This is a genomic window from Lysobacter enzymogenes (genome assembly GCF_023617245.1).
GTDB classification, from domain to species: Bacteria; Pseudomonadota; Gammaproteobacteria; order Xanthomonadales; family Xanthomonadaceae; genus Lysobacter; species Lysobacter yananisis.
The window spans coordinates 6,161,803-6,188,701 of record NZ_CP067396.1; the positions used below are offsets into that span (position 1 = coordinate 6,161,803).

23 protein-coding genes are annotated in these 26,899 nt (G+C 69.9%); 10 read left to right on the forward strand and 13 right to left on the reverse strand.

Annotated elements, in window-relative coordinates:
- Positions 1-23: 23 nt before the first annotated feature.
- Positions 24-1,061: a DUF4344 domain-containing metallopeptidase gene (locus JHW41_RS25735; RefSeq protein WP_250448457.1), complete on the reverse strand. Its 1,038-nt coding sequence runs from the start codon at positions 1,059-1,061 to the stop codon at positions 24-26.
- Positions 1,062-1,355: 294 nt separating this feature from the next.
- Positions 1,356-1,841, reverse strand: a complete 486-nt coding sequence (locus JHW41_RS25740) for a hypothetical protein (RefSeq protein ID WP_250448459.1) — start codon at positions 1,839-1,841, stop codon at positions 1,356-1,358.
- Between the two features lie 74 nt (positions 1,842-1,915).
- On the opposite strand from JHW41_RS25740, the gene aceK reads away from it, so the two are divergent.
- A complete protein-coding gene (gene aceK / locus JHW41_RS25745; protein WP_250448461.1) occupies positions 1,916-3,646 on the forward strand; it encodes a bifunctional isocitrate dehydrogenase kinase/phosphatase in 1,731 nt (576 codons plus the stop codon).
- A 52-nt stretch (positions 3,647-3,698) separates the two neighbouring features.
- On the opposite strand, the gene JHW41_RS25750 is transcribed toward aceK, so the two are convergent.
- Positions 3,699-3,935 carry a hypothetical protein gene (locus tag JHW41_RS25750; RefSeq protein WP_250448463.1) on the reverse strand — a complete coding sequence of 79 codons (237 nt, stop codon included), beginning with the start codon at positions 3,933-3,935 and terminating at the stop codon, positions 3,699-3,701.
- Between the two features lie 161 nt (positions 3,936-4,096).
- Between JHW41_RS25750 and JHW41_RS25755 the strand changes: the two genes are divergently transcribed.
- The 3 genes from JHW41_RS25755 to JHW41_RS25765 all read left to right on the forward strand — a co-directional run bounded on the left by JHW41_RS25755 (position 4,097) and on the right by JHW41_RS25765 (position 8,106).
- Positions 4,097-5,068, forward strand: coding sequence for a LysR substrate-binding domain-containing protein (locus tag JHW41_RS25755; RefSeq protein WP_250448465.1), 972 nt, complete (start codon positions 4,097-4,099; stop codon positions 5,066-5,068).
- 512 nt (positions 5,069-5,580) lie between these two features.
- Positions 5,581-6,405, forward strand: a complete 825-nt coding sequence (locus JHW41_RS25760) for a class I SAM-dependent methyltransferase (RefSeq protein WP_425606439.1) — start codon at positions 5,581-5,583, stop codon at positions 6,403-6,405.
- Between the two features lie 1,164 nt (positions 6,406-7,569).
- Entirely contained in the window at positions 7,570-8,106 is a 537-nt protein-coding gene (locus JHW41_RS25765; protein WP_250448467.1) for a pseudouridine synthase, read from the forward strand.
- A 13-nt stretch (positions 8,107-8,119) separates the two neighbouring features.
- Here JHW41_RS25765 and JHW41_RS25770 read toward each other — a convergent pair whose 3' ends face one another.
- Positions 8,120-8,521 (reverse strand): hypothetical protein, encoded by a 402-nt coding sequence (locus tag JHW41_RS25770; RefSeq protein WP_250448470.1) that lies wholly within the window; start codon positions 8,519-8,521, stop codon positions 8,120-8,122.
- A gap of 494 nt (positions 8,522-9,015) precedes the next feature.
- Between JHW41_RS25770 and JHW41_RS25775 the strand changes: the two genes are divergently transcribed.
- On the forward strand, positions 9,016-10,770 hold the full coding sequence (locus JHW41_RS25775; protein WP_250448472.1) for a hypothetical protein: 1,755 nt from the start codon (positions 9,016-9,018) through the stop codon (positions 10,768-10,770).
- Between the two features lie 67 nt (positions 10,771-10,837).
- Here the strand turns inward: JHW41_RS25775 and JHW41_RS25780 are convergent, their stop codons facing one another.
- Both JHW41_RS25780 and JHW41_RS25785 read right to left on the reverse strand, forming a co-directional pair.
- A complete protein-coding gene (locus tag JHW41_RS25780; protein ID WP_057949755.1) occupies positions 10,838-11,791 on the reverse strand; it encodes a DMT family transporter in 954 nt (317 codons plus the stop codon).
- Positions 11,792-11,862: 71 nt separating this feature from the next.
- Complete coding sequence (locus tag JHW41_RS25785; RefSeq protein ID WP_250448473.1) at positions 11,863-12,816, reverse strand: aldo/keto reductase; 954 nt, start codon at positions 12,814-12,816, stop codon at positions 11,863-11,865.
- 252 nt (positions 12,817-13,068) lie between these two features.
- Between JHW41_RS25785 and JHW41_RS25790 the strand changes: the two genes are divergently transcribed.
- Both JHW41_RS25790 and JHW41_RS25795 read left to right on the forward strand, forming a co-directional pair.
- The gene (locus tag JHW41_RS25790) at positions 13,069-14,166 is read left to right on the forward strand and encodes a hybrid sensor histidine kinase/response regulator (protein ID WP_057949753.1); all 1,098 of its coding nucleotides are present in this window, start codon (positions 13,069-13,071) and stop codon (positions 14,164-14,166) included.
- A 324-nt stretch (positions 14,167-14,490) separates the two neighbouring features.
- Positions 14,491-15,552 (forward strand): IS30 family transposase, encoded by a 1,062-nt coding sequence (locus JHW41_RS25795; protein WP_250448475.1) that lies wholly within the window; start codon positions 14,491-14,493, stop codon positions 15,550-15,552.
- 837 nt (positions 15,553-16,389) lie between these two features.
- Here JHW41_RS25795 and JHW41_RS25800 read toward each other — a convergent pair.
- Positions 16,390-16,752: a hypothetical protein gene (locus JHW41_RS25800; RefSeq protein WP_057949752.1), complete on the reverse strand. Its 363-nt coding sequence runs from the start codon at positions 16,750-16,752 to the stop codon at positions 16,390-16,392.
- 285 nt (positions 16,753-17,037) lie between these two features.
- Positions 17,038-19,584, reverse strand: a complete 2,547-nt coding sequence (hrpB, locus tag JHW41_RS25805) for an ATP-dependent helicase HrpB (protein WP_250448477.1) — start codon at positions 19,582-19,584, stop codon at positions 17,038-17,040.
- 358 nt (positions 19,585-19,942) lie between these two features.
- Between hrpB and JHW41_RS25810 the strand changes: the two genes are divergently transcribed.
- Complete coding sequence (locus tag JHW41_RS25810) at positions 19,943-20,737, forward strand: TatD family hydrolase (RefSeq protein ID WP_057949750.1); 795 nt, start codon at positions 19,943-19,945, stop codon at positions 20,735-20,737.
- Positions 20,738-20,752: 15 nt separating this feature from the next.
- Here the strand turns inward: JHW41_RS25810 and JHW41_RS25815 are convergent, their stop codons facing one another.
- Together JHW41_RS25815 and JHW41_RS25820 are read right to left on the reverse strand one after the other, a co-directional pair.
- The gene (locus JHW41_RS25815; protein ID WP_250448479.1) at positions 20,753-21,220 is read right to left on the reverse strand and encodes a hypothetical protein; all 468 of its coding nucleotides are present in this window, start codon (positions 21,218-21,220) and stop codon (positions 20,753-20,755) included.
- 186 nt (positions 21,221-21,406) lie between these two features.
- On the reverse strand, positions 21,407-21,562 hold the full coding sequence (locus tag JHW41_RS25820) for a hypothetical protein (RefSeq protein ID WP_250448481.1): 156 nt from the start codon (positions 21,560-21,562) through the stop codon (positions 21,407-21,409).
- A gap of 180 nt (positions 21,563-21,742) precedes the next feature.
- On the opposite strand from JHW41_RS25820, the gene JHW41_RS25825 reads away from it, so the two are divergent.
- The gene (locus JHW41_RS25825; RefSeq protein ID WP_250448482.1) at positions 21,743-22,603 is read left to right on the forward strand and encodes a hypothetical protein; all 861 of its coding nucleotides are present in this window, start codon (positions 21,743-21,745) and stop codon (positions 22,601-22,603) included.
- A gap of 57 nt (positions 22,604-22,660) precedes the next feature.
- On the opposite strand, the gene JHW41_RS25830 is transcribed toward JHW41_RS25825, so the two are convergent.
- Positions 22,661-23,200: a hypothetical protein gene (locus JHW41_RS25830; RefSeq protein WP_250448484.1), complete on the reverse strand. Its 540-nt coding sequence runs from the start codon at positions 23,198-23,200 to the stop codon at positions 22,661-22,663.
- 451 nt (positions 23,201-23,651) lie between these two features.
- On the opposite strand from JHW41_RS25830, the gene JHW41_RS25835 reads away from it, so the two are divergent.
- A complete protein-coding gene (locus JHW41_RS25835) occupies positions 23,652-24,713 on the forward strand; it encodes an IS30 family transposase (RefSeq protein ID WP_250448486.1) in 1,062 nt (353 codons plus the stop codon).
- A 316-nt stretch (positions 24,714-25,029) separates the two neighbouring features.
- On the opposite strand, the gene JHW41_RS25840 is transcribed toward JHW41_RS25835, so the two are convergent.
- Together JHW41_RS25840 and JHW41_RS25845 are read right to left on the reverse strand one after the other, a co-directional pair.
- Positions 25,030-25,842 (reverse strand): ABC transporter permease, encoded by an 813-nt coding sequence (locus tag JHW41_RS25840; RefSeq protein ID WP_078996119.1) that lies wholly within the window; start codon positions 25,840-25,842, stop codon positions 25,030-25,032.
- Positions 25,839-26,861 (reverse strand): ABC transporter ATP-binding protein, encoded by a 1,023-nt coding sequence (locus JHW41_RS25845; protein ID WP_250448488.1) that lies wholly within the window; start codon positions 26,859-26,861, stop codon positions 25,839-25,841. The genes JHW41_RS25840 and JHW41_RS25845 overlap by 4 nt, the downstream gene beginning before the upstream one ends.
- Positions 26,862-26,899: the final 38 nt, after the last annotated feature.

Here is a 26,899-nt window from a genome sequence, read left to right on the forward strand (position 1 = left end):
CTTTTTTGCCACCGCGGCGGCGATCAGCGCACGTACGGCGCCGGCGCGTTCTCGACCTGCTTCTGCTTGATCTGGTCGATCTTGGCCTGCTCTTCCTCGCGGGTCATGCGGTGCTTGGGCGCGATGTTCGGCTCGATCAGGCGCATCCAGTTGCGGGTGATCTGCTTGCTCTCGTCCTCGCAGCGCAGCGCGCGGGCTTCGGGCAGGCGGCCGCTGGTGACGATGCGCAGGTACTTGCCCGGGTCGTGGCCGTAGATCATGCACTGCAGGTTGAAGAAGCGCTGCGCGCCGACCGAGTGCTCGTCGGCGTAGGTCGCCATGTCGTGGTTGCCGCTGTCGGTCAGCAGGAAGAAGTTCGAGGCCAGCTGCAGGTTCTGGGCGATGTCGCCCTCGGACTCGTCGGCGCTGACGAAGGACAGCATCAAGGTCGTGGCGAGCTGGTCGACCGCGTCTTCCTCGCGGCCGGTCTGCGGCAGGTCGAGCATGTCGACCAGGGCGTGGCCGGTCTCGTGCAGCATCAGGAAGCGCAGGTTCGCCATCAGGTACTTGAGCTGGTCGCGGGTGCTGCCGCCGTTGGCCTGGGCGATCGCCGCGCCCTGCCGCACCAGCATGTCGAGCATCTCGTAGCACAGCACCACGTCGCCCTTGTCGCGGGCGTAGAAGGCGTTGATGGTGCCGCACTCGGCGGTGATGAAGTTGATCGGCCGCGGCAGGGTCAGCCAGCCGTCGAGCTGGTTGACCTCGGGCAGGTTGCGCAGCACGTCGATCTCGCTGGCCATGTTGTAGATCGACAGCAGCTGCGGACTGCGCGGGGAGACGTACTTATAGGTGAAGTGGGTGCCGTCGGCCTTCTCCGTCGCCGCCGCTTCGGCGGCGACCGGCGCGGTTTCGGCCGGCAGCGCGGCGTCGACCGGCTTGGCCGGCTCGACCACGGCGGCGACCGGCGCGGCGACCGGCGCGGGCGCGGCGGCCTGTTGCTTTTGCCAGGTGCTGTAGCCCCAGATCGAACAGACCGCGATCAAGGCCGCGGCCAGCACGCCGATGATGATCTTTTGAACCATGGATGTGTCGCTCTCGTCAGGAAAGGCACGGGGCCCCAGGCCCCGGTTCGAGCGCAAGACGCGAGCGGCGAGCGGTTCCGGCGCGATGCGGTCCGGCGGCGGCGCCGCCTGGACAGCCCCCTCAGCGGGCCGGTCCGATCGGCGCGTAGAGGCATCCCTGCACCGTCGCGGCGGATGGTACTCCGATGTTTTCGAGAAGTGCATCGGATTTTGCCGGTAATGACAGTAGGAATGACGGTCGCGAACGGGGCGTCGCCGCCGCGTGGCCCCTGGGCCGCGGCAGGCGACGCCGGCTCAGCAGTCGTCGTTCTCGTAGTGCACCTTCTCCAGGGTCTCCGCCATTTCCTTGCGCTTGCGGGCCAAGGCCGGCGCCGGGTCGAACCGCACCGGCAGCACCCGCTCGCCGTCGGGGCTGATCCACTTGCCCTTGAGCCCGGCGCCGTCGCGCACCAGCATCAGCGCGCCGCTGATGCCGCTGCCGAGGCTGGATTCGACCAGCGCCAGGTGGCCCTTGCGGTCGCTGTTGGCGTCCAGCGCCAGCCACTTGGACACGCCGTCGTAGCGGTAGACCGCGCTGATCGTGCGCAGGATGCCGCCGCACGGCGCCGGCTCGTCCTGCAGGTACATCGTCACCGCGCGCGTGCCGACGCGGCCGGTGTACAGGGTCAGGGTGGTGCCGTCGTCCTGGGTGGCGGCGACGGCGGCGGGCGCCGGCGCGGCCAGCAGCGCGGCGGCGGCGAACGCGATCGCGAGCGCGGGCGTCCATGTCCGGGTTTTCATGATGGTTTCATCGGTAAGCGAAGTCGGGCCGCGAGCATGCCACAGCCGCTCGCGCGCGGCCGTACACTGCGGCCATGTCCGCCGCCCCCGACGCTCTCGCCGAAGCGGTCGCCGTCGCCAGCCAGATCCGCGACGCGTTCGCCGACTACCACGCGCGCTTCGCCGCGATCACCCGGCGCGCGCAAGGCCGCTTCGAACGCTGCGACTGGAGCGGCGCACGCGAGGACGCGGTCGATCGCATCGCGCTGTACGACCTGTGCGTGGGCGAGGCCGGACGCGCGCTGGAAACCCGGCTCGGCGAGCGAGCGCGCGAACGCGCGCTGTGGGCGAGCGTGCGCGAGGCCTATGCCGGCATCGTCGCGCCGCTGCTCGACGGCGAGTTGTACAAGACCTTCTTCAACACCCTGACGCGGCGTTTCTTCAAGACCCGCGGCGTCGACCCGGCGCTGGAATTCGTGGCGCTGGACATCGAACCGACCGACGCGATCACCCATCCGGTGGCGCGGCACAGCTATGCGGTGTCGGGCGAGCGCCTGGTCGAGACCTTCATGCGCGTGCTCGACGACTACCCCTTCGCCGTGCCCTACGCCCACCGCACCCGCTGCGCGGCCGGGATCGCGGTGCGGCTGCAGGAGGACTTGCAGCATTGGGGCCCGCAACCGGTGCGCGCGGTCGAGCTGCTGGACACGGTGTTCTACCGCGAGCGCCGCGCCTACCTGGTCGGGCGGGTGTTCGGCGAACGCAGTTTCTCGCCGTGCGTGATCGCCCTGGTCAACGACGGCGGCGCGCTGCGGGTCGATGCGGTGCTGACCCTGCGCGCCGAGGTGGTGCAGCTTTTCAGCTATTCGCGCAGCTATTTCCACGCCGACCTGCCGACCGTCGGCGACGCGGTGGTGTTCCTGCGCACGCTGCTGCCGGGCAAGCCGATCGACGAGCTCTACACCGTGCTCGGCCGCGCCAAGCAGGGCAAGACCGAGCGCTACCGCACCTTCTTCCGCCAGTTCGCCGCGCAGCCGGGCGAGCGCTTGATCCGCGCCGAAGGCGAGCGCGGCATGGTCATGGCGGTATTCACCCTGCCCAGCTATCCGCTGGTGTTCAAGCTGATACGCGACCGTTTCGCGTACCCGAAGGAAGTCGCGCGCGAAGAGGTGGAGGCGAAGTATTCGCTGGTGTTCCACCACGACCGCGTCGGCCGCCTGGTCGACGCGCAGCCGTTCCGGTTCCTGCGCTTCCCGCGCGCGCGCTTCGCCCCGGACCTGCTCGACGAGCTGATGACGACCTGCGCCGGCAGCATCACCGAGGACGGCGACGACCTGGTCCTGCACCTGTGCTATGTCGAACGCCGCCTGCGCCCGCTCAACCTGTACCTGCGCGAGCAGACGCCCGAGGCCGCGCGCGCGGCGGCGATCGACTACGGCCAGGCGATCCGCGACCTCGCCCTGAGCAACATCTTCCCCGGCGACCTGCTGCTGAAGAATTTCGGCGTGTCGCGCCACGGCCGGGCGATCTTCTACGACTACGACGAACTGTGCCTGGTCAGCGACTGCCGTTTCCGCGAGGTGCCGGCGCCGCGCAACCACGAGGAAGAGATGGAATCGGGCGCGTGGTTCTACGCCCACGGCAACGACGTCTTCCCTGAGCAGTTCCCGCGCTTCCTCGGCCTGTCGCCGCCGCTGCTCGGCGCGCTGATGCACGCCCACGGCGAGATCTTTCAGGTCGAGTGGTGGCGGCAGGTGCAGGCCGGGCTCGCGGCCGGGCGGATCAACGACGTGGCGCCGTATCCGTCGGCGCGGCGGCTGCCGTGAGCGGCGGCCGGGGCCGGGGGTTGGCCCGGCGCCGACCCGGCACCATCGCGATTCAGGCGCAGCGCGCGCCGTCGCAACCGGCCTCGACCCGCGCGCTCTGCGCCGGCCACAGCCGCAGCCACCAGCGGCGCCAGTCGGCGCGCGGTGCGGCTTGAGCCGGGCGCGAGGCGGGAACGTAGGCCGCCGGCCGCTGCGCCGGCGCCGGCGCGGCCGGATGCTCGTCGTCGTCGGCATCGCGCGGATCGACGAAATGGCCGTGCAGGAACATCAGGTTCTTGTAGATATTCATGGCCGGATCTCCAGTGGGGCGGCGCGGCCGAGGCGGGGAAATCGCCGGCGCGCTGCGGGCGAGGTTCAAATTACGCTCGCCACGGAAGCCCAAAAAGCGATACGTTTGCAAGCCAGACTTGAGCTGGATCGAACGCTGATCCGTCTTCCGGGACCGCCGCGATGAACCGTCCGCCGTTGCACGCCCTGCTGGGTTTCGCCACCGCCGCGCGCCTGAGCAACCTCACCCGCGCGGCCGAGCAGATGCACCTCACCGTCAGCGCGCTGAGCCACCAGATCCGCACGCTGGAAGAGCGCCTGGGCCGGCGCCTGTTCGAGCGCGGCCCGCGCGGGGTGCGCCTGACCGCCGACGGCGAGCGCCTGCTGTCGGTGGTGGCGCCGCACCTGGACGCGCTCGACCACGCCCTGCGCCCGTACAGCCCGCGCCGCGACGAAGTGCTGACCCTGAGCCTGATGGCGTCGATGGCCTCGTCCTGGCTGGTGCCGCGGCTGGGCAGCTTCGTCGCCCAGTACCCACAGCTCGAACTCAACCTGTTCTCGTCCTCGGCGCTGGTCGATTTCGACCGCGAACCGGGCATCGACGCGGCCATGCGCGGCGGCTACGGCCGCTGGCCGGGGCTGGTGATCGAACACCTGTTCGACGAGACCCTGGTGCCGGTGGCCAGCCCGGAGCTGGTCGCGCGCATGGGCGGCCTGCCGGCGCAGGAAGACCTGCACCGCTGGCCCTTGCTCGGCGACCTGTCCACGTACTGGCAGGGCTGGTTCGACCGCTACGGCGGCCAGCCGCCGGCGCGCTTCGTCGCCCACTTCGACGACTCCGAGACCATGCACCGCGCCGCGGTCGAAGGCCTGGGCGTGGCGCTGGGGCGGCTGGCGCGCACCCGGCTGCTGATCCGCAACGGCCAGCTGGTGCCACTGAGCCAGGGCCGGCTGAAGATCGACTGGGGCCATTACCTGGTGTATCCGCAACGCTCGGTCGACCACGCCGGGCTCGAATCCTTCCGCAGCTGGCTGCATGAACAGGCGCGCCAGTACGTCGAGCAGATGGATGCGGACCTGGCCGCGCGCGAACCCGCCGCGGTGTCCGCGGCGCCCGCGCGACCACCGAAAAAACCGCGCGCGAAGCCGCGCTGAGCGGCCGCGCGAGGCAGCGCGCGAACGTGGCCGCGCACGCGCCGCGGCGCGTCGGTCGGCGACGGGCGCACAGATGCGCTACAGCGGCCGCCGAACGCTTTGCGGTAGGCTGCGGGTTTCTGAACGCCACTGGAGTCCGTTGCATGGAACGTCAACGCCTTGCCCGCCTGTTGCTCGCCGCGCTGTTGCCCGCCGGCGCCTGCGCAGCGGCGCATGCTCAGGAAACCCAGGCCGCCACCGACGCGGCGACCGCGAAGACCGTGGAGCAGGCCGCGCAGGCGCCGGCCGCGCAGACCCCGGCAGAGCCGGCCGCGCAGAACGCGGCGCAGGCGCCGGTCGCGGCGACGCCCGCTGCGCCTGCAGCCCCCGCAACGCCGGCGGTGCCGGCCACGGGAACCGAAACGCCCGCCGCCGCGCCGCCGGCGGAACCGCCGGCGGCCGCCAAGCCGACGGTGGAAAGGACGGCGGAAAAAGTCGCGCGACCGCCGGCCGAGCAGGCCGCCGCCGAGCGCATCGCCGACAAGCCCGCCGAAGCGGCCAAGGACGCGGCCAAGCCGGCCGCGCGCAAGCCCGCGCCGGCCACCGGCGCCGGCGGCCCGCTCAAGAACGTCGTCGCCGGCAGCTGGCGCGATCCGGCCAACGTCGCCCGCGACGGCTACCGCCATCCGCTGGAGACCCTGCAGTTCTTCGGCGTGCGCCCCGACCAGACCGTGGTCGAGATCACCCCGGGCGGCGGCTGGTACTCGGAGATCCTGGCCCCGTACCTGCGCGAGAAGGGCCGCTACGTGGCCGCCGTGGTCGATCCCGACAGCCAGACCAAGGACAGCTCGCGCGCCTACTTCGCCAAGGCCAAGAGCGGCCTGGAGAAGAAGTTCGCCGCCGCCCCGGCGCAGTACGGCGGCGCCGTCATCGCCGCCTACGACCCGTTCAAGCCGGCCTTCGGCGCGCCGGCCTCGGCCGACGTGGTGCTGACCTTCCGCAACGTCCACAACTGGCGTTCGGCCGGCCAGGCCGAGGTGATGTTCAAGGGCTTCTACGACGTGCTCAAGCCCGGCGGCACCCTCGGCGTGGTCGAGCACCGCGCCAAGGGCGACGTGCCGGCCGAGGACAAGTCCGGCTACGTCGGCCAGGCCCAGGTGATCGCGCTCGCCGAGGCGGCCGGGTTCCGGCTCGAGGGCAAGAGCGAGGTCAACGCCAACCCGCGCGACACCAAGGACTACCCCAACGGCGTGTGGACCCTGCCGCCGAGCAACCAGCACGAGGCCGCGGACGGCGCCAAGTACAAGGCGATCGGCGAGAGCGACCGCATGACCTTGCGTTTCCGCAAGCCGCGCTGAGCCACGCAAGCCCGCGGCGGCCTGGCGGCCGCCGCGGGTTTTTTTATGGGCAGTCGGCGGCTGATCGGCGGGCTGTGGTACGCACGATGTCGCATAGCGATGAGGTGGCTGGGCCTTCACCGTAGCTGCGAGTGCGCGGTCGCGACTCGCGTCGCTCCTACAAGGCTTCGGCCTGTTTCGTATCCAGCGGCCGGTGCTGCGTGAGCTGCCACCGCAGCACCCGCCTACAACGAATCCCGCCTACCGTCATTCCGGCGAAAGCCGGAATCCATTTTGCCGTTGCCGTTGCGGTTTGCTTGGACGCAACCCCAAGTAAAGCCCATATTCCGCAGCCCCGGAGGGCGCGCGCATGGATGCGCGCGCGCGCCATGGGGCAGGATGCCCCTTATGGCGCGGCCCCGCGCCGCTGCGAGCCATAGTGGCTCTTGATCCGAAAAAACAAGGCCTTTTCTTTGGTTACTTTCTTTGTGGCTTAAGACAAAGAAAGTGACCCGGCCGCTTGCGGACGGAAGCTGTTGATCTTCGCTTGTCGTCACAAGTACGCACACGCAAAGACGAACCCCACCGCGGCACGCCCCCTGTAGGAGCGGCGCAAGCCGCGACCGCGCCATCGCAGCGATTGCGGAAGTTCCGTCGTAGTTGCGTTGTCGCGGTCGCAGCTCGCGCCGATCCTACAGTCGGATACGCAACCCCACAACCGTCATTCCGGCGAAAGCCGGAACCCATTTTGACTTTACTGCTGCTTTCGCCGTTGCCGATGTGTCGCGTGACGACAAGCCACCATCCAAAGCTTTCGTCCGCAAGCGGCCGAGCTACTTTCTTTTGTCAGCGCGACAAAAGAAAGTAGCCAAAGAAAAACGCTTGTTTTAGGTCACAAGCCACTAAGTCCAGCACCTTGCGCGGGGATGCGCCGTAAGGGGCATCCTGCCCCTACGGCGCACGCGCGCATCCATGCGCGCGCCCTCCGGGTCTGCGAAACATCGGCCTCGTTCGAGGTGGAGACAAAGCAGCAACGACAACAGCAACAGCAATCGCCACCGCGCTCGCGCTGCCGGCAAGACCATCGCCTGCGCAATCGAAGACCGCCCCACCCAGGCCCTGTCCCTCAAGACCTCACTCAAGCGCAAAATAGCCTGCGCACCACCCACCGTCCGCCCGACTCCGATGCTCATCGCCCTCAACAAACCCTACGGCGCGCTCTCGCAGTTCACCGACCGCAGCCAGCCGCCCAAGCCGACCCTGGCCGGGTTCGGGCTGCCGGCCGGGGTCTATGCGGCCGGACGCCTGGACCACGACAGCGAAGGGCTGTTGCTGCTCACCGACGACGGCGCGCTCGCCCATCGCCTCACCGATCCGCGCCACAAGCAGGCCAAGACCTATCTGGTCCAGGTCGAGGGCGCGCCGGACGAGGCGCAGTTGCGGCGTCTGCGCGACGGGGTGGAATTGAACGACGGGCCGACCCTGCCGGCGCAGGCGCGCGCGGTGGCGGCGCCGGATTGGCTGTGGCCGCGCGATCCGCCGGTACGCTTCCGCAAGACCGTGCCCGATGCGTGGCTGGAATTGAGCATCGGCGAAGGCCGCAACCGCCAGGTGCGGCGCATGACCGCGGCGGTCGGACTGCCGACGCTGCGCTTGATCCGGGTCGCGATCGGTCCGCACCGGCTCGACGGGCTCGCGCCGGGACAGTGGCGCGCGCTCTAGCCGGGCGCCGCGCTCAAGGCGGGCAGTGGCGCCGCGCGTCCTCGTCGCTGCGCACTTGCACGCCGCCGCACACGCTCGGCGCCGGCAGCACGCAGTCCAGGTAGGGACGGGCCCAGCGCCGCGATTCGGCCCGGCCCGCGATCGTCGCCGGCGCGCCGGCCGCAGCGAGGCAGCGCTCATGGGCGCGCTCCACGTGCTCGCGGCAGGCCTGCACGCCGACCCGCTCGCTGCCGCTCTTGCCGGGCGCGCACAGGCCATCGGCCACTTCGCGCCACAGGGCGAAGAACTCCGCGCGCGGCACCGGCTGCTGCTCGATCGCGGCGAGGCTGTAGCGCGGCGCCGGCGCGGCGAACCAATGCAGATAGGCGAAGGCCGCGGCCGCGACCACGACGATCAGCAGCAGGAGTCGTTGCATGCGCGGCATTCCGGGCGCAGTGGGGGCGCGCATTTTCGCGGATCGCTCGCGCGCTGGCGAGACTCGAAGGTCATATCCGGTCCGAGGCGCGAATCCACCGCACCGGCGCCGCATCGCGCCGATGCGGCCGGCGCGGCCGGTACGGCCGGCCTCGCGACGACCCCGGAGGCGCCGTCTCCAGCGACCGTTGCCAATGCCGACCGCCCGGCTCGCGCCGGCGACCGCGCCGCCAACCGCAGCGTCGCAGCAACCGCATCCGCGGCGGACACCTCCCGCCGCCGCCCGCATCGTTCACCTTCGCTCACCGTCGAATGCGGCAGCGCTCGCATCGCGGACGCGACCGCGTTCGCATCTCGCCGGCGCCGCTGAGAAACCGACCCGGTTTGATCCCGTCGCGCCGCTGGCGCCGGCCGCGCGCGCGGCCTTAGCGTCGGCGACAGCTACGCGCCTGGCGCTACGCCACTCGCGGTCTGCTCACCGGAGGAGCCCGACCCATGTCCACCCTGCGTTCCCTGACCCTCGGCGCCGGCCTGGCCCTCGCCGCCGGCGCGGTCTACCTGCTCTACCCGCCCGCGGCCGGCAGCGCGATCCCCAAGGCCGAAGCGCCGACGCCGTTCGAACTGGCCCCGCCGGTGGTCGAGGACATCGTGATCACCCCGACCCCGCAGTCCTCCGCCGGCGATGCCGTGTTGCAGCTGCAATACGCCCGCGATCAAGACCTGCCGGCGCAGATCCCGTTCAACGTCGGCGACAAAACGGTGACCCTGCAGCGCGACGACAAGGACCCGCAGCTCTACCGCGCCGCGATCCCGTTCGACTTCGACGGCTTCGTCGATGAGCAGACCGAACGCCAGAGGCAGGCGGGGCAGCAGCTGACCGTGCCGTCCTTCACCGGCCGCGAGTTCTTCGGCGAAGCGCCGGTGGCGTTCCTGGATCCGGCCAAGCTGCGCGAGCAGATCGCGACCCTGCAGCCGATCCGCATCCCCTTCCCGGTGGTGTTCGGCCCGTCCGCGCCGGTGCGGCCGGAGCGCTCGCTGCTGATCACCGATCCGCGCGTGGTCGAGGACCCGACCCGTACCTTCGACGTGTGCACCGGCGCCGGCAACCCCAACGGTGCGTGGACCTTCAAGACCCTGATGACCAACATGGCCAACCAGCCGGTCAGCGGCATTTCGCCGTCGACCTTCGTCAAGAACTGGCTGACCAACTGGAGCGCCGGCGGCGTCATCAACACCTTCCCGGTGCCGGCGCGCCCGCAGATCAACTCGCAGATCCTGGCGCTGTGGCCGACCGTGGCCAGCACCGGCGAACTCGACCTCAACAAGTCGCCGTTCCGGCTGATCGCGATCGTCAACCGCATGGACCTGCGCAGCAACGGCGGCTACGGCGGCGGCGACGCCGGCGAGGGCCGTTTCATCTTCGGCATGGTCCGGCGCAACGCCAACGGCACCTGCACCACCCTGCCGGGGCTGGTGATCGCCGAATACGCCCAGCAGGCGCGCGGCTGTCCCGCGGTGCGCTCGCTGGCCCGCCGTTGGGGCGCGCTGGGTTCGATGAGCCTTGGCTCGCCGGCCTACAACAGCGCGCTGCAGGCGCTCACCGACGGCTTCACCGCCGCCAACGCGGCGCCGTCCAAGCCCAACCGCAGCGCGATCAACCAGGTGCGCAGCAACGAATTCCTGCAGAACCCGTGGATGCTGGAAGAGTTCCGCCTGCCGCGCGGCGGCGGCCAGCTGGCGATGACCCTGGCCAAGCTGACCCCGCACCACTCGCTCAACAACACCGCGCTGCTGGGCAACTACATCAACGCCAACGCCGCGGCGATCGTCGCCGGCACCTACGACATCCCGCTGAGCTACCTGGGCCAGCCGATGGCGACCGGTTCGGTGCGCAACATCAGCCCGCAGCAGGCCTGGAACGCGCCCGGCGTGGGCAACAACCTGCGCAATACATTCTCGCTCAACACCTGCGACGCCTGCCACGGCCGCGAGACCCAGGACACCAGCTTCATGCACGTGTCGACGCGCAATTCCGGCGCGCAGGCGGTGCTGTCGCGGTTCCTGGTCGGCAACGGCACCCTCGCCGCGCCGAGCAACTTCACCATGCCCGATCCGGTCAGCGGCACGCCGCGCACCTACGGCGACCTGCTGCGCCGCCAGTCCGACCTGTCGGCGCTGCAGAACAACCTGTGCCTGTCCGGCGCGGTGTTCGAGGAAGCGATCCGCGCGCCGCTGCTGGCCACCCACTGAGCCATCGCCACCGCGGCGCGATGCGAACAGGCGCCCACGGGCGCCTGTTCGCGTTCTGGCGCAGCGCTCAGGCCGGCGGCTTCTGCGGCGGCGCCTGCACCGGCACCGAGTTCGCCCCCGGCCGGCTCAGCAGCAACACCCCGCCCAGCACCACCGCCGTGCCGATCAGCTGGATCGCGGTGATCTTCTCGCCGAGCACCCAGGCGCCGAGGAACACCAGCGACACCGGCCCGATCACCGAGAACTGCGCCGCGGTGCCGGCACCCAGGCGCCCGACCGCGGCCATGGTGAAGGTCACCGGCAGGAAGGTGCACAGCACCGCGTTGGCGACGGCCAGGGCGTAGACCTGCCAGGGCAGGCCGAACAAGGCCGCCGGATCGCGCGCGATCAGGTAGTGGATCGTCACCGCGGCGGTCGACACGATCATCGCCCAGGCCACCAACTGCAGCGATCCCAGGCGCTTGACCAGTTCGCCCGACAACGCCAGGTACAGCGCGTAGCTGACCGCCGCGCCGAGCACCAGCGCGCTGCCGAGCAAGACATGCTCGCCTTCCACGCGCAGGTTCTCGACCATCACCAACACCACCCCGGCGTAGCTGACCGCCAGCGCGATCCACTCGCGCGCGGCGACCCGGCGCCCGAACGCGAACAGGCCGATCAGCAGCACGATGGTCGGGTTGAGGAACAGGATCAGCCGCTCCAGCGAGACCGGCACGTACTCCAGGCCCCAGAAGTCGAGCAGGCTCGACAGGTAATAGCCGAGCACGCCCAGGACCACGATCAGGCCCCAGTCGCGCCGGGTCGGCAGCGCGTCGCGGGCGCGCGCGCGGCGCTGCTCGCGCACCGCCAACGCGGCGAACAGCGGCAGCGAGAAGGTCATGCGCAGGGTCAGCACCTGCACCGAGTCGACGCCGAAGCGGTACTGCAGCTTGGCCAGGATGGCCTTGGCCGAGAACAGCACCGCGCCGGCGGCGGCGAGGGCGACGCCGGTGCGGCGGGCGGAAGCGGTGGCGTGGGACACGGTGGGCTCGGCGGTGGTGGGGGCGAAGGCGGCAGGCGATGGGCGCAGGTCGGTCGCGCGGCGGCGCCGCCTCAGCCGCCGGCGCTGGCCGCGTCCAGCGCCGCGATCTCGTCCGCCCGCAACGACAGCCGCGCCGCCGCCAGCAGCTCCTGCAACTGCGCCACGCTGGTCGCGCTGGCGATCGGCGCGGTCACCGACGGCCGCGCGATCAGCCACGCCAGCGCCACCTGCGCCGGGGTCGCGCCGTGGCCCGCGGCCACCTCGTCGAGCGCGGCCAGGATCCGCAGCCCGCGCGCGTCGAGGTACTTCTCCACCGCGCCCGCGCGCGCCCGGCTCTTGCCCAGGTCGGCGCGGCTGCGGTACTTGCCGGTCAGGAAACCGCTGGCCAGCGAGTAGTAACCGATCACGCCGACGCCGCGCGCGCGCGCCAGCGGTTCCAGTTCGGCCTCGAACCCTGCCCGGTCGTACAGGTTGTACTGCGGCTGCAGGGTCTCGTAGCGCGGCAGGTCCAGCCGTTCGGACAGGTCCAGCGCCTGCGCCAGGCGCGCGGCCGAATAGTTGGACGCGCCGATCGCGCGCACCTTGCCCTGTTCGATGAGGCGGGCGAACGCGCCCAGGGTGTCTTCCAGCGGCACCGACGCATCGTCTTCATGGGCCTGGTACAGATCCACGACCTCGGTGCCGAGCCGGCGCAGCGAGTCCTCCACCGCGGCCTGGATGTTGGCCGGCGCCAGACCGCGCCGCGGCGCCCATTTGGCGACCTTGGTGGCGATGACCACGCGCTCGCGGCGGCCGCCGCCCTGGGCCAGCCAGCGGCCGATGATGCGTTCGGATTCGCCGCCCTGGTTTCCCGGCACCCAGGCCGAATACACATCGGCGGTATCCACCAGCGCGAATCCGGCCTCGGTGAAGGCGTCCAGCAACGCGAAACTGGCGGCCTCGTCGGCGCTCCAGCCGAACACGTTGCCGCCGAAGGCCAACGGAGCCACGGACAGGGAAGAACGGCCGAGCGGACGCAGGTTCATTGCGATTTCCTTAATGCGCGGATGTTCATGATGCGCCGCCACAAACGGCGCCATCGCAACCGAATTCGCAACGCCGCGTTGCTGACTGCGGCCAGTCGCCGCATAGGCGTGAATCATTCATCAATCCCGGCGCCGGTTCCGCCTTTGTGTGAAGGTTTCTGTTAACTTGCCACACGATTTCCATTCGATTCACTTATGCGAAATTCGTGTGAATCGCATAGCGATCCCACGGCTCCAGGAGATTTACAGGACGTGAGCACTCCCGCGACATCCACCGGTCGCATCCTGGTCGTCGACGACCAGGCCGCCAATCTGCGCGTGGTGACCGCCCTGCTGTCCCGACAGGGCTACGAAGTGGTCGCCGCTTCGACCGGCGACGAAGCCCTGGAGCTCTACGCGCAGTCCCCGCCCGACCTGATCCTGCTCGACGTGATGATGCCGGGCATGGACGGCTTCGAAGTCATGGCCGCGCTGCGCGCCGACTCGCCGCTGCGCGTGCCGGTGGTGTTCGTCACCGCCGCCCACGACCGCGACCTGCTGCTGCGCGCCTTCGACGCCGGCGTGGTCGACTACGTCACCAAGCCGTTCCTGCCCGAAGAGCTGCTGGCGCGGGTCAACGCCCACGTCGGCCTCAAGCTGACCCGCGACCGCCTGGAACGGGTCGCGCGCGAGCGCGAGGAACTGGTCAACCTGGTCGCGCACGACCTCAAGAACCCGCTGACCAGCGTGCTGTTCGCCAGCGACCTGCTGATCAACAACGGCTGCAAGCCCGAGCGCGTGCCGCGCTACCTGCAGATGATCCACGAGAGCGCCGACGACGCGCTGGGCTACATCCGCCACTACCTGGAAAGCCAGGCCGGCCACCGCGAGCGCGCCGAACAGGAAGAAGGCATCCGCGCCGACCTCGCCGAAACCCTGGACTGGCTGGTGCGTCGCTACGAAATGCAACTGGACGCGCGCGGCATCCGCGTGCAGGTGCAGCCGCCGGCGAACGGCGCGGCGCAGGTCGCGATGGACCCGCGGGTGCTGCGCCAGGTCAGCGAGAATCTGGTCACCAACGCGATGAAATACGCGCCCGGCAGCGACCTGACCCTGGCCGCGCGCAACAGCGCGCCCGGGTTCTGGCAACTGATCGTCGCCGACCGCGGCCCGGGCATTCCGGTGGCGCGCCAACGCGAGTTGTTCAAACCGTTCGTGCGCCTGCACGAGGCCGACATCGACGACGGCCTGTCGAGCGGACTGGGCCTGTCGCTGGCCAAGCAGATCGTGGTCAACGCCGGCGGGCAGCTGTGGTACGAGGAACGCAAGCACGGCGGCTCGCGATTCATCATCGAGTTGCCGGAAGCCTGATCGGACGGGCGCGGATTTTCGTCGGCGCATTAGGCCCTACGTCCATCCGAAGCCACGCATCTGCGATCGACATTCCGGCGACACCGGAATCCATTTAGTCGTTGTTCTTGTCGTTGCTTTATCTGCACCTCGCGCGAGGACCGATGCCCCGCAGACCCGGAGGGCGCGCGCATGGATGCGCGCGTGCGCCGTAGGGGCAGGAGGCCCCTTACGGCGCATCCCCGCGCCGGGTGCTGGACCTAGTGGCTTGTGACCTTAAACAAGCGTTTTTCTTTGGCTGGCGGTCTCTAACCTCAAGTGCATCACCCCAATGAGGCACTGCGAATGGGCCAGGCATATTCACATCTGAGCGCCGAAGAGCGTGGCGCCATCATGGTCCTGATCGCCCAAGGGGCGAGCGGCCGCCGGATCGCTCAGGTGCTGGGCCGCGCGCAAAGCACCATCGCTCGCGAACTGCGCCGCAACGGATACCGGTCCGATTTGGCGGCGCCGCTGAGAGGGCGCCCTCGCCTGGAACCGGGCTACGACGCAACCCGGGCGGGCCGACGGGCGCAACGATTGCGTCGGCGAGCACGGGTGCGCCGCAAGCTGCAACGCGATACTCCGCTGTGGCGGCGCGTTCGCTACTGGCTGGAGCGGTGCTGGTCGCCGCAACAGATTGCCGACAAACTGCGAGATCTGTATCCCGACCGGCCCTGGCTGCACGTGTCGCACGAAACGATCTATACCGCGATCTACGCGATGCCGCGCGGCGAACTGCGCCGCCAGGTGACCCGGCTGTTGCGGCAAGGGCGCAAATCCGGCCGCCGCACGCGTCAGGGAGGCGATGCCCGCGGGCATTTGCCGGATCTGCCCAACATCCGCCTGCGGCCGCCGGCGGCGCATGAGCGCTTGATGCCGGGGCATTGGGAGGGCGATCTGATCGTCGGCGCGCACAACCGCTCGGCGATCGGCGTGTTGGTCTGCCGCCGCACCTTGTACGTCAAGCTGGTCAAGCTCGAAGACGCGACCGCGCGCACGGTGCTGGAGGCCTTCGGCTCGGCGTTCGAGGGCGTGACGCCGCAGCTGCGCCAGACCTTGACCTACGACCAGGGCAAGGAAATGGCGTTGCATCGGCAGTTGAGCGAACGCACCGGTTTATCGATCTATTTCGCCGACCCGCATAGTCCTTGGCAACGCGGCATTTGCGAAAACACCAACGGTTTGTTGCGGCAATACTTCCCCAAGGGAACCGATTTGTCGGTGCATTCTGCGCAGCGGCTCAAGGAGGTGGCGTGGGAAATGAACAACCGCCCCCGTCGCAGCCTGGGTGTGCGCTCACCGGTTGAGGTGCTGTATGAAGAGCTCAAAACCCTACAGGTGCAGGGTGATGCACTTGGAACTTGACTCCGCCGCTACTTTCTTTTGTCGCGCTGACAAAAGAAAGTAGCTCGGCCGCTTGCGGACGAAAGCTTTGGATGGTGGCTTGTCGTCGCGCGACACATCGATAACGGCGGAAGCAGCAGCAAAATCAAAATGGGTTCCGGCTTTCGCCGGAATGACGACATTGGAGTTGCGTACCCGACTGTAGGAGCGGCGCGAGCCGCGATCGCGACAATGCAACTACGACGAAACTTTCGCTGCAGGCGCGATGGGGCGGTCGCGGCTTGAGCCGCTCCTACAGGGGGCGTACCGCGGTAGGGTTCGTCTTTGCGTGTGCGTACTTGTGACGACAAGCGAAGATCAAGAGCTTCCGTCCGCAAGCGGCCGGGTCACTTTCTTTGTCTGAAGCCACAAAGAAAGTAACCAAAGAAAAGGCCTTGTTTTTTCGGATCAAGAGCCACTATGGCTCGAAAGTGGCGCGGGGCCGCGCCATAAGGGGCATCCTGCCCCATGGCGCGCGTGCGCATCCATGCGCACGCCCTCCGGGGCTGCGGGACGTGTGCTTTGCTTGGGGTTGCGTCCAAGCGAAAGACAACAGCAACGGCAACATGGATTCCGGCTTTCGCCGGAATGACGAGAGGAGCGGACTGCATCGCAAGCCGCCGAAGCCCCTGTAGGAGCGGCGCGAGCCGCGACCGCGACACTTGGCTACGGCGCAAACCACCGCCGTGCCCGCAACGATCCAGAACACATCCACCACTCGTGCCCCACCGAAACAAAAAAGCCGACGCTCGCGCGCCGGCTTCTTCGACTCAGCGCACCGTGTCCCGGCGCGCTGCGCGTTGCGACAGCAACCGCGGCTTACTCGCCCGCGGTGTCCTCTGCGGTGTTGCGGGTGCTGCGCCGACGGCCTGCGCCCGGCGCCGCGCGACGCGCATCGATGCGGCGCGCGGAGCCTTCGATCGGCTCGCCTTCGGCCTGTTGGCGCGCCTTGCGGCGGGCCGCGGCGTACCACAGCAGGCCGGCGCCGGCGACTGCGGCCACAGCGACCACGGGGTTACGGCGGATGAAGCCGCCGGCGGTGCGCGCGCCGGCCTTGACCACGCCGAACTTGGCGCCGGTGTCGAGCCATTGGCCCGCCTTGGGCGCGGCTTCCTTGAGGTTGGCGCTGATCGCGTGCACCAGTTCCAGTGCGCGGTCGGGCAGAGAATCGAACTTGCTCATCGTATCGGTCCTGGATGAGAGGGAACAGGAAGAAAAGCGGGTTCCAGTGTCGGTGCGCCACCGTTGAAATTCTGTGAGCGCAGGCGACACGGCATGGCTGCGGGCTGAATACGCGGGTAGAGGATACGACGACGCGACGGCGTCGTGGTGGGCTCGGCGCGCTGACGGCTTGCGCCGCCGCCAGCGAGCGCCGGCGCGGCTACGGCCGGGTACGGATTACTTGGCGCGAACCACTTGGTACGAATCACTGGCACGGATCGCTTGATGCCAACCGCTTGGCACGCATCAGGTGCCGCGCGGCTTGGCCCGGTGCGTGGCTTTCGCCGTCCACGGATCGTCGGGCCACGGGTGTTTGGGATAGCGGCCTTTCATTTCCTTCTTCACTTCCGGGTAGGTGCGCTCCCAGAAGCCGCGCAGGTCCTGGGTCACCTGCAAGGGCCGGCCGGCGGGCGAGAGCAGGTGCAGGGTCAGCGGCACGCGGCCGTCGCCGATGCGCGGTGTGTCGGCGAGGCCGAACAGCTCCTGCAGTTTCACCGCCAGCACCGGCGCCTGCGCGGCGCCGCGGCCGTCGTCGGCGTGGTCGTCGTAGCCGTACTCGATCGCCCGTTCCATGCCCGAGGGCACCACGATGCGGGTCGGCGCGAGCGCGTCGAGTTTCTGCCGCCACGACCAATCGCACAGCGAACGCAGCGCGTCGCCGAAGGCCGCTTCGTCGAGCGCGTCGAGCCGGCTCTTGCCGCTGAGCGCGGGCTTGAGCCATGCGTCCAGGCGTTCCAGCAAGGCCGCGTCGGACAAGTCCGGCAGCGGCGTCTCGCCCTGCGCGAGCTCGGGCATCCACTCGCGCAGGCAGCGCACGCGCGCGCGCCACTGGCGCAGGCCCGGCGTCCACGGCAACGCGTCCAGGCCGAGCTGGCGCACCGCGTCGACCAAGGCGTCGGCGTAGCGCGCCGGGTCGGGCCGCGCCAGCGCGCGGCTGTCGATCACGATGCGGTCGAAGCGGCGCTCGCGCACCGCCGCGATCGCGCGCGCGCCGGCGTCCCACACCACCCGGTCTTCGCTGACGAAGCGCTGCGGGAATTCGCGTTCCAGCCGCGCCGGGTCGAGCGGCGCGGCGCGCAGGATGCGCGCGTCGCGCGGGTCGTCGCGCAGTTCGCTGATCGCCAGCCACGGCTCGCCGTAGACGGCGCTGTCGTCGAACAGCTTGGCGCTGCGGCCGTTGGCGAGTTGGTAACGGTAGGGGTCGGCGGGATGCTGGCGCGCAATGCGGTCGGGAAACGCGTGCAACAGCAGGTCGCCGAGCCGATGCGCCGGCGCCGAGGCCGGCGGCGACGCGTCCACGCGCAGGCGCCGGCGCCATTGCTTGCTGGCCTGGTCGAGCGCGGCCAGCGCCGAGCGCGAAGCCTCGGCCGGCGCGCGGCCGGCGCGGAACGCGGCCAACGCCTGCCAGCGCGCGTGCAGCGCGTCGCCGCCGCTGCGCAGCGGGTCGCGCGCCTCCAGCAACGCGGCCAGGTCGCAGGCCAGGGCGCGCTCGCCGGCGTCGCGCGGCGCCAACAGCATCGCCGCCAGCCGCGGATGCGTGCCCAGCGCGAGCATGCGCCGGCCGAACGCGGTGATCGCCGGTTGCGCGCCGGCGCCGGGTTCCAGCGCGCCCAGGCGCAGCAGCAGTTCGCGCGCCGCGCCCATCGCGCCGGGCGGCGGCGGGTCGAGGAAGCGCAGACCGGCGTCGCCCCAGGCGGCCAGTTCCAGCGCCAGGCCGGCCAGTTCCACCTGCGCCATCTCCGGCCGCCGCTGCGGCTCCAGCCGCTGCGATTGCGGCCACAGCCGATACGCCCAGCCGTCGGCGACGCGACCGGCGCGGCCGGCGCGCTGGTCGGCCGAGGCCTGGGCGATGGCGACCACGTCGAGGCGGGCGAAGCCGCTGTTGGGGTCGTAGCGCGGCTCGCGCGCCAGGCCCGAGTCGATCACCACGCGCACGCCGGGCAGGGTCACGCTGGATTCGGCGACGTTGGTCGCCAGCACCACCCGGCGGCGGCCGTCGGGGTCGGGCTGCAGCACGCGGCTCTGTTGCTCCACCGGCAGTTCGCCGTGCAGGGCCAGCACGTCGACGCCGCGCGCGGCCGCGCTGGCGGCCAGCGCGGCGTCGGCGCGGGCGATCTCGCGCTGGCCGGGCAGGAACGCGAGCACGTCGCCGGGGTGCGTGGCCAGCGCGTGCTCGACCGCGCGCCTGAGCTGGTGTTCGAGCGTCTCCTCGCGCCGCGCCGGGTAGTGCCCGATCTGCACCGGATGGCTGCGCCCGGCGCTGCTCAGCCGCGGCGCGTCGAGGAACTGCGCCAGCCGCTCGCCGTCGAGGGTGGCCGACATCACCACGATGCGCAGGTCTTCGCGCAGCGAGGACTGCACGTCCAGCGCCAGCGCCAGGCCGAGGTCGGCGGCGAGGTGGCGTTCGTGGAATTCGTCGAACAGCAGCGCGCCGACGCCTTCCAGCGTGGGGTCGTCCTGGATCATCCGGGTCAGGATGCCTTCGGTGACCACCTCGATGCGGGTGCGCGGGCCGACCTTGTTCTCGAAGCGGATGCGATAGCCGACGGTGTCGCCGGCGGCCTCGCCGCGCTGGCGCGCCATGAAGTGGGCAGCGGCGCGCGCGGCCACGCGGCGCGGTTCCAGCATCACGATCCGGCGCCCGTCCAGCCACGGCGCGTCGAGCAGCGCCGGCGGCACCTGGGTGGTCTTGCCGGCGCCGGGCGGCGCTTCCAGCACCAGGCGCGGATGGGCGGCGAGGCTGGCGCGGATCTGCGGCAACAGCGGATCGATGGGGAAGGCGGGCGTGTTCACCCGCGCAAGGATACGGACCGGCGGCGGCGGCCGGAATGGCGCGGCCGGCGGCGCGGCGCGGACCGGGGGTTGCCGTAGCCGCCGCGGGCGCCATGCTTCCGGCCCCGACCGCGGCGCGCGGCGTTGGGTGCGGTCGGCGTTTTCGTCTTCGCCATCGGCTCGGGCGCGCGACGACGAGCGATGTCGCGACGATCGCGCGGATCGTGCGCATGGCGTGGGCGTCGCCCGCCCCGACGCCCCCGTCGCGAACGCTGGCCGGGCGGAACGGACACGCCGGCCGAACCCCGCGGCCGCGCGCGGGTTGGGCCGGCCGCGGCGAGCCTCTACACTGCGCGCTGCCCCGCTTCCGCTGTGCCCCATGCAACTGATCGACATCGGCGCCAACCTCACCCACGACAGCTTCGACCACGACCGCGACGCGGTGCTGCAGCGCGCGCGCGAGGCCGGCGTGAGCCGCATGGTGATCACCGGCGCCAGCCGCGAGCATTCGCCGAAGGCGCTGGAACTGGCGCGGCGGCATCCGGGCGAGCTGTTCGCCACCGCCGGCGTGCATCCGCACCATGCCAGCGAGTACACCGCCGAATGCGACGCGGAAATGCGCGCGCTGCTGGCCCACGACGAAGTCGTCGCGGTCGGCGAATGCGGCCTGGACTACTTCCGCGACTTCTCGCCGCGCCCGGCGCAGCGGCGCGCGTTCGAGATGCAGCTGCAGACCGCGGCCGACACCGGCAAGCCGCTGTTCCTGCACCAGCGCGACGCGCACGAGGACTTCGTCGCGATGATGAAGAACTTCGACGGCAAGATCGGCCCGGCGGTGGTGCACTGCTTCACCGGCACGCGCGAGGAGCTGTTCGCCTACCTCGACCGCGATTGGTACATCGGCATCACCGGCTGGCTGTGCGACGAACGCCGCGGCCTGCACCTGCGCGAGCTGGTCAAGCACATTCCGGCGCAGCGGCTGATGATCGAGACCGACGCGCCTTACCTGCTGCCGCGCACGGTCAAGCCGGCGCCGTCGCACCGGCGCAACGAACCGATGTACCTGGCCCACATCGTCGAGGAGCTGGCGCGCGACCGCGGCGAGGACGCTGCGACCGCCGCCGCCCACAGCACCGCGACGGCGACCGCGTTCTTCCGCCTGCCGCCGCGCTGACCGCGACGCGCGCGCTCAGTCCAGGGTGAAGTTGCCGCAGCCGGACCACTTCGCCGGCCAGGGCTTGTGGTCGGCCTTGGTCGACAGCGGCTTGGATTTCTCCGGGATCACGTCGATCGAGTAGGCGAAGCGGCCGTAGGCGTCGCCCATCAGGCCGTTGTCGATCTTGCATACGCCGCCCAGCGGCACCGGCGCGATCTTCACCGTCACCGAAGTCTTTTCCACCCCGATCGTGCCGGTCAGTTCGTACCCACCGGCCGCGGCGCCGCCATGGCGCAGGCCGCTGCTCAGCGGATCGGCGGCTTGCGGCACGCGCAGCCGGTAGACCACCGACAGGTCCGTCTGCCGCGTGCTCAGCACCACCTGCCAGTCGGTGTTGCCGCCGCGGAACTTCGGCGCGGGAAAGGTGGTTTGCTGCGCGTGCGCGGCGGCGCCGTACCCGGCCAGGACCAGCGCGCAGGCCGCGGCGAAGAAAGTACGCATGGACGACTCCTGTATCGGCAGCGACGCGCCACCGTCGTCATGCTCAACGCGCCGCCGCGGCCGGCGTGAAGCGGCTGCCGGCGTGAAGCCGCGACGCAGGCAAAAAAGAGCCGGCCCGTCGGAGATCGGGCCGGCTCACGATGTCGCCGGTTTTCTATGCGGACCTGCTGTCGCGGTCGCGCCCGCTCAGAACTTCCACTCGAACGACAGGTTGTAGCGGCGGCCGAGGATGTCGTAGGTGTTGAACAGGTTGGCCGAGGTCTGCTCGCCGCGCGCGTGGCCATGGCGACGACGGGTTGCCCCCTGCTCGAACCCGGTCGATATTTGCGCAAAACCTGGCAAGGCATTGGTACCAACGAATTCTTCCTTATCTGATTCTATTGGAGCCAATCCGGTCGACCGCCGGCCCACCGGGCGCGAGCGGCGCGCTCGCCGTCGCCTCGTTCCGCGGCAGCCGTCGACCGCGGACCCGGGGCAAGCGGCTACCCTGTCGCGTCCCCTTTCCGACCACCGACGACGTCCATGTCCGCAGCCCTCGCCGAGAACCGCTCGCCCGCCTTCGTCCCGCTGGCCCTGGCCGTCCTGATGCTGGCGCTGACGGCCGCGTTCACCGCGATCGCGATGCGTTCGCTGCCGGCGCTGCACGGCGCGCGCTTCGATCCGGCGCAATGGCTCGGCTCGATCGGGCTGCCGGTCGGCTTCGTCGTCGTCGTCGCCTGCGCGCTGACCGATCGCCGTGGCGTGCCGGCGCGCCCGTGGGCCTGCGTGCTGGCCGCGCTGGTGCTGCTGTTCGGCCTCGGGCTGGCGTGGTCGATGCTGGAAATGCCGTGGCTGGCCTCGCTGTCGCGACGCGCGGACGCGCGCGCGCTGCTCGCCTGGACCGACGGCTTGGGCGCGCTGAAATCGCTGCTGGTCGCGCTGGTCGCGCTGCCGCTGGCCTGGCGCCTGGGCGGCCGCGGCGCGACGCCGGTGCAATGGAGCCCGCGCCAGCGCCGCGTCCTCGGCGCGCTGACCGCGCTGTGCCTGGGCGCCGGCGTGGCCTTGTTGGTGCAGACCCTGGCCGCGGCCTTCACCGCGCTCGGCGACAGCGAACAGCGCGTGGGCATGAGCGTGGTCGCGCTCGGCGTCGGCGCGGTGCACGGCCTGGTCGCGCTGATCGCGCCGATGCGCCGCGGCGCCGGCACGATGCCGGCGTTGGTATCGGCGTTGCTGACGCCGGTGTTGATCGTGCTGGGTTCGCTGCCGGCGATGTTCGGCGGCGAACATTGGAACCTGCCGGCGCGGGTGATCGTGGTGCTGGTGGTGTTGCTGCTGGCGCCGGCGCTGTCGTGGCTGCTGGTGCGGCGCCGGCTCGGCGCGGCGGCGCGGACGGACGACCGCTAGAAACGCAACGGCCCGCGGATGCGGGCCGTTGCGTCTGCGCGGCGGGCGCCGGCGCGATCAGTACACGGCCAGATCGCCGCAACCGCCGTCGAACTTGTCCATGCCATCGACATGCACGGCGACCGACTGCATGTGCTTGTTGTCGCCGTCGTCGATGCATTCCTTGCGGCTGATCTCGATGGTCATCGGCTTGGCGCCGTCCTTGGTGTTCAATTCGCCGCTGAGCACGATCAGCGTGCTCGGCGCGTCGGCCGGCTGGCCGTTGTAGCGCGCCGTGCCGCTGGCCTTCTCGCCGCCGCTGCCCCAGGTCAGATCGACCTTGTGGTTCATCTCGCCGGTGGACTGGATATCGATGCTCCAGTGCTCGCCGAAGCCCTTGAACGCGGGCACCGGGCTGAGCTTGCCGACCTGGTCGGCGCCGATCTTCGCCGACGGTGGCGCGGCCGGACCGGTCGCGGGCGGCGCGCCCGCATCGGCGCCGGCCGCCGGCGCGACCTCGGCCGGCGGCGGCGCGGCGGCGTCCTTGTTCTGGTCGGGCGCGGTGCACGCGGCGAGGAAGGCGATCGAAGCGATCGCGGCGAGGGGCATCAGGCGCATGGCGGCTCCTTGGGTATGGCGATTACGCCCGGTGCGGGCGGGCTCGTTGTAACGCCTGCCGGGTGCAGGAGGGGTCAACGAGAGGGAGGTCGGTTCAGTTCGCGGTAGCGACGCGGCGGAGGTTGCGTGTGGGTTTTCGTTGTGGCGTTGGATCGGTGAGGGAGCGATAGGGCGGAATCTTTCGGGGCGATAGCGTCGGCGGTTGTTGCTGTTGCTGTTGGTGTTGTTGCTGTTGCTGCTCTTGGCTTGGACGCAACCCCAAGCAAAGCCCATGTCCCGCAGCCCCGGAGGGCGCGCGCATGGATGCGCGCGCGCGCCATGGGACAGGATGTCCCTTATGGCGCGGCCCCGCGCAAGGTGCTGGACCTAGTGGCTTTTGACTTAAAACAAGCGTTTTTCTTTGGCTGCTGGTCTCTAACCTCAAGTGCATCACCTCAGTGAGGCACTGTGAATGGGCCAGCAGTATTCACATCTGAGCGCAGAAGAGCGCGGGGCCATCATGGTCTTGATCGCCCAAGGGGCGAGCGGACGGCAAATCGCCCAGACGTTGGGTCGGGCGCAAAGCACCATCGCTCGCGAGTTGCGCCGTAATGGGTTTCGGTCCCATTCGGGGCCGCCGCTGCGCGGACGCCCCCGTTTCGATCCTGGCTACGATGCGACCCGGGCGGGCCGGCGGGCCCAGCGACTGCGGCGACGGGCGCGGGTGCGCCGCAAGCTGCGACGCGACACCTTGCTGTGGCGACGCGTGCGCTATTGGCTGGAACGGTGCTGGTCGCCGCAACAGATTGCCGACAAACTGCGGGATCTGTACCCGGACCGGCCCTGGCTGCGCGTGTCGCACGAAACGATCTATACCGCGATTTATGCGATGCCGCGCGGCGAATTGCGCCGCCAGGTGACCCGTCTGCTGCGGCAGGGGCGCAAGTCCGGCCGCCGCACGCGCCAGGGAAGCGACGCCCGCGGCCATCTGCCGGATCTACCCAACATCCGCCTGCGGCCGCCGGCCGCGCATGAGCGCCTGATGCCGGGGCATTGGGAGGGCGACCTGATCGTGGGCGCGCACAATCGCTCGGCGATTGGGGTATTGGTCTGCCGCCGCACCTTGTACGTCAAGCTGGTCAAGCTCGCCGACGCGACCGCGCACACGGTGCTGGAGGCCTTCAGCTCGGCGTTCGAAGGCGTGCCGGAAAGTTTGAAGAAGACCTTGACCTACGACCAGGGCAAGGAAATGGCATCGCATCGGCAGTTGAGCGAACGCACCGGTTTAGCGATCTACTTCGCCGACCCCCATAGCCCGTGGCAACGCGGAACCTGCGAAAACACCAACGGCTTGTTGCGGCAATACTTTCCCAAGGGCACCGATCTGTCAGTGCATTCTGCGCAGCGCCTCAAGGAGGTGGCGTGGGAAATGAACAACCGCCCCCGTCGTAGCCTGGGCAGGCGCTCGCCCGTCGAGGTGCTCTACGAGGAACTCAAAAACCCGCGGGCGCAGGGTGATGCACTTGGACATTGACTCCGCCGCTACTTTCTTTTGTCGCGCTGACAAAAGAAAGTAGCTCGGCCGCTTGCGGACGAAAGCTTTTGATGGTGGCTTGTCGTCGCGCGACACATCGATAACGGCGAAAACAGCAGCAACGTCAACATGGGTTCCGGCTTTCGCCGGAATGACGGTTGTGGGGTTGCGTATCCGACTGTAGGAGCGGCGCGAGCCGCGACCGCGACAACGCAACTACGACGAAACTTTCATTGTGTTTGCGGTGGCGCGGTCGCGGCTTGCGCCGCTCCTACAGTCGGACACGCGCCCAACGGCGCGAACGCACTCGCCGGCCTCAGCTGCGCAGGCCGACCCCGCGCTTGAGCAGCCACAGGCCCAGCGACGACAACGCCGCCACGAACGCCAGCATCAGCGCGTACGCGACCCACGGCGGTACGTCGCTGCTGCCCAGCAGGCCGTAGCGGAACGCGTTGACCATGTAGAAAATCGGGTTGGCGTGGGTCGCGGCCTCGGCCCACGGCGGCAGCAGCTTGACCGAATAGAACACGCCGCCCAGGTAGGTCAGCGGGGTCAGGATGAAGGTCGGCACGATCGCCACGTCGTCGAACTTCTTCGCGTACACCGCGTTGATGAAGCCGGCCAGCGAGAAGATCGTCGCGCCCAGCAGCACCGTGGTGAAGGTCACCAGCGGGTGCGGGATGCGCACCTTGGTGAAGCACATCGCGATCAGCAGCACGATCGCGCCGACCATCAGCCCGCGCAGCACCGCGCCGGCGACGTAGCCCCACAGGATCACCCAGTTCGGCATCGGGCTGACCAGCAGCTCCTCGACGTGGCGGCCGAACTTGGCGCCGAAGAAGCTCGAGGAGATGTTGCCGTAGCTGTTCTGGATCACGCTCATCATCACCAGGCCCGGGACGATGAACTCCATGTAGCTGTAGCCGCCCATGTCGCCGATGCGCGAGCCGATCAGGCCGCCGAAGATCAGGAAGTACAGGGTCATGGTGATCGCCGGCGGCACCAGGGTCTGGCCCCAGATGCGCAGGATGCGGGTCACCTCGCGGCGCACGATGGTGCCCAGCGCGGTCAGGTTGCGGCGCGCGGGCGAAATCTCGGCGCGATCGGCCGGCTGGATGTCGGTGCTCATGCGGCGCTCCCGGCGGCGGAAGGCTGGGCGATCATGCGCACGAACAGCTCTTCCAGGCGGTTGGACTTGGTGCGCATCGAACGCACGCGGATGCCGGCCTCGCCGAGCGCGGCGAAGACCCGGTTGAGGTCCATCGCGCGCGGCATTTCCAGGTCCAGGGTGTGGTCGTCGGCGGCGGCCAGGGCCGCGCCTTCGATGTACGGCAGCGCGGCCGGCAGCGTGCCGTCGATGTCGAGCAGGAAGCCTTCCACGTCGAGCATCGCCAGCAGCGCCTTCATCGGGCCCTGCTGCACGATCCGGCCCTGGTCGATGATCGCCAGGTTGCGGCACAGGCTCTCGGCTTCTTCCAGGTAATGGGTGGTGAGGATGATGGTGGTGCCGGCGGCGTTGATCTCGCGCAGGGTCTTCCACATGCCGCGGCGGATCTCGATGTCGACGCCGGCGGTGGGCTCGTCGAGGATCAGCAGGCGCGGCCGGGTCATCATCGCCCGCGCGATCATCAGCCGGCGCTTCATGCCGCCCGACAGCGTGCGGCTCATCTTGTCGGCCTTGTCCCACAGCTGCGCGCGCTTGAGCTCCTCTTCGGCGCGCGCCAGCGCCTGCTCGCGCGGCACGCCGTAGAAGCCGGCGTAGTTGACCAGGATGTCGAGCGGCTTCTCGAACATGTTGAAGTTGATCTCCTGCGGCACCAGGCCGATCAGGCGCATGGCCTGGTCGCGGCGGCGCTGCAGGTCGGTGCCGAAGATCTCCACCGAGCCGTCGCTGAGGTTGACCAGCGAACTGACGATGCCGATCAGGGTGGACTTGCCGGCGCCGTTGGGGCCGAGCAGGGCGAAGAAATCGCCCTCGGCGACGTCCAGGGACACGCCCTTGAGCGCCTCGACCTTGTTGTCGTAGGTCTTGCGCAGGTCGCGCACGCGCAGGGCGGGGACGGCGTCGGCGCGCGCGGGGGTGCCGACCGTGGCGGTGCCGGACGTGGCCGGACGAGGGCCCGTGGCGAGGGCCGTTGGCTGGGTCATTGCGGGAGGGTCTCGGTCGCTGGCCGCGGGCCTCGCGG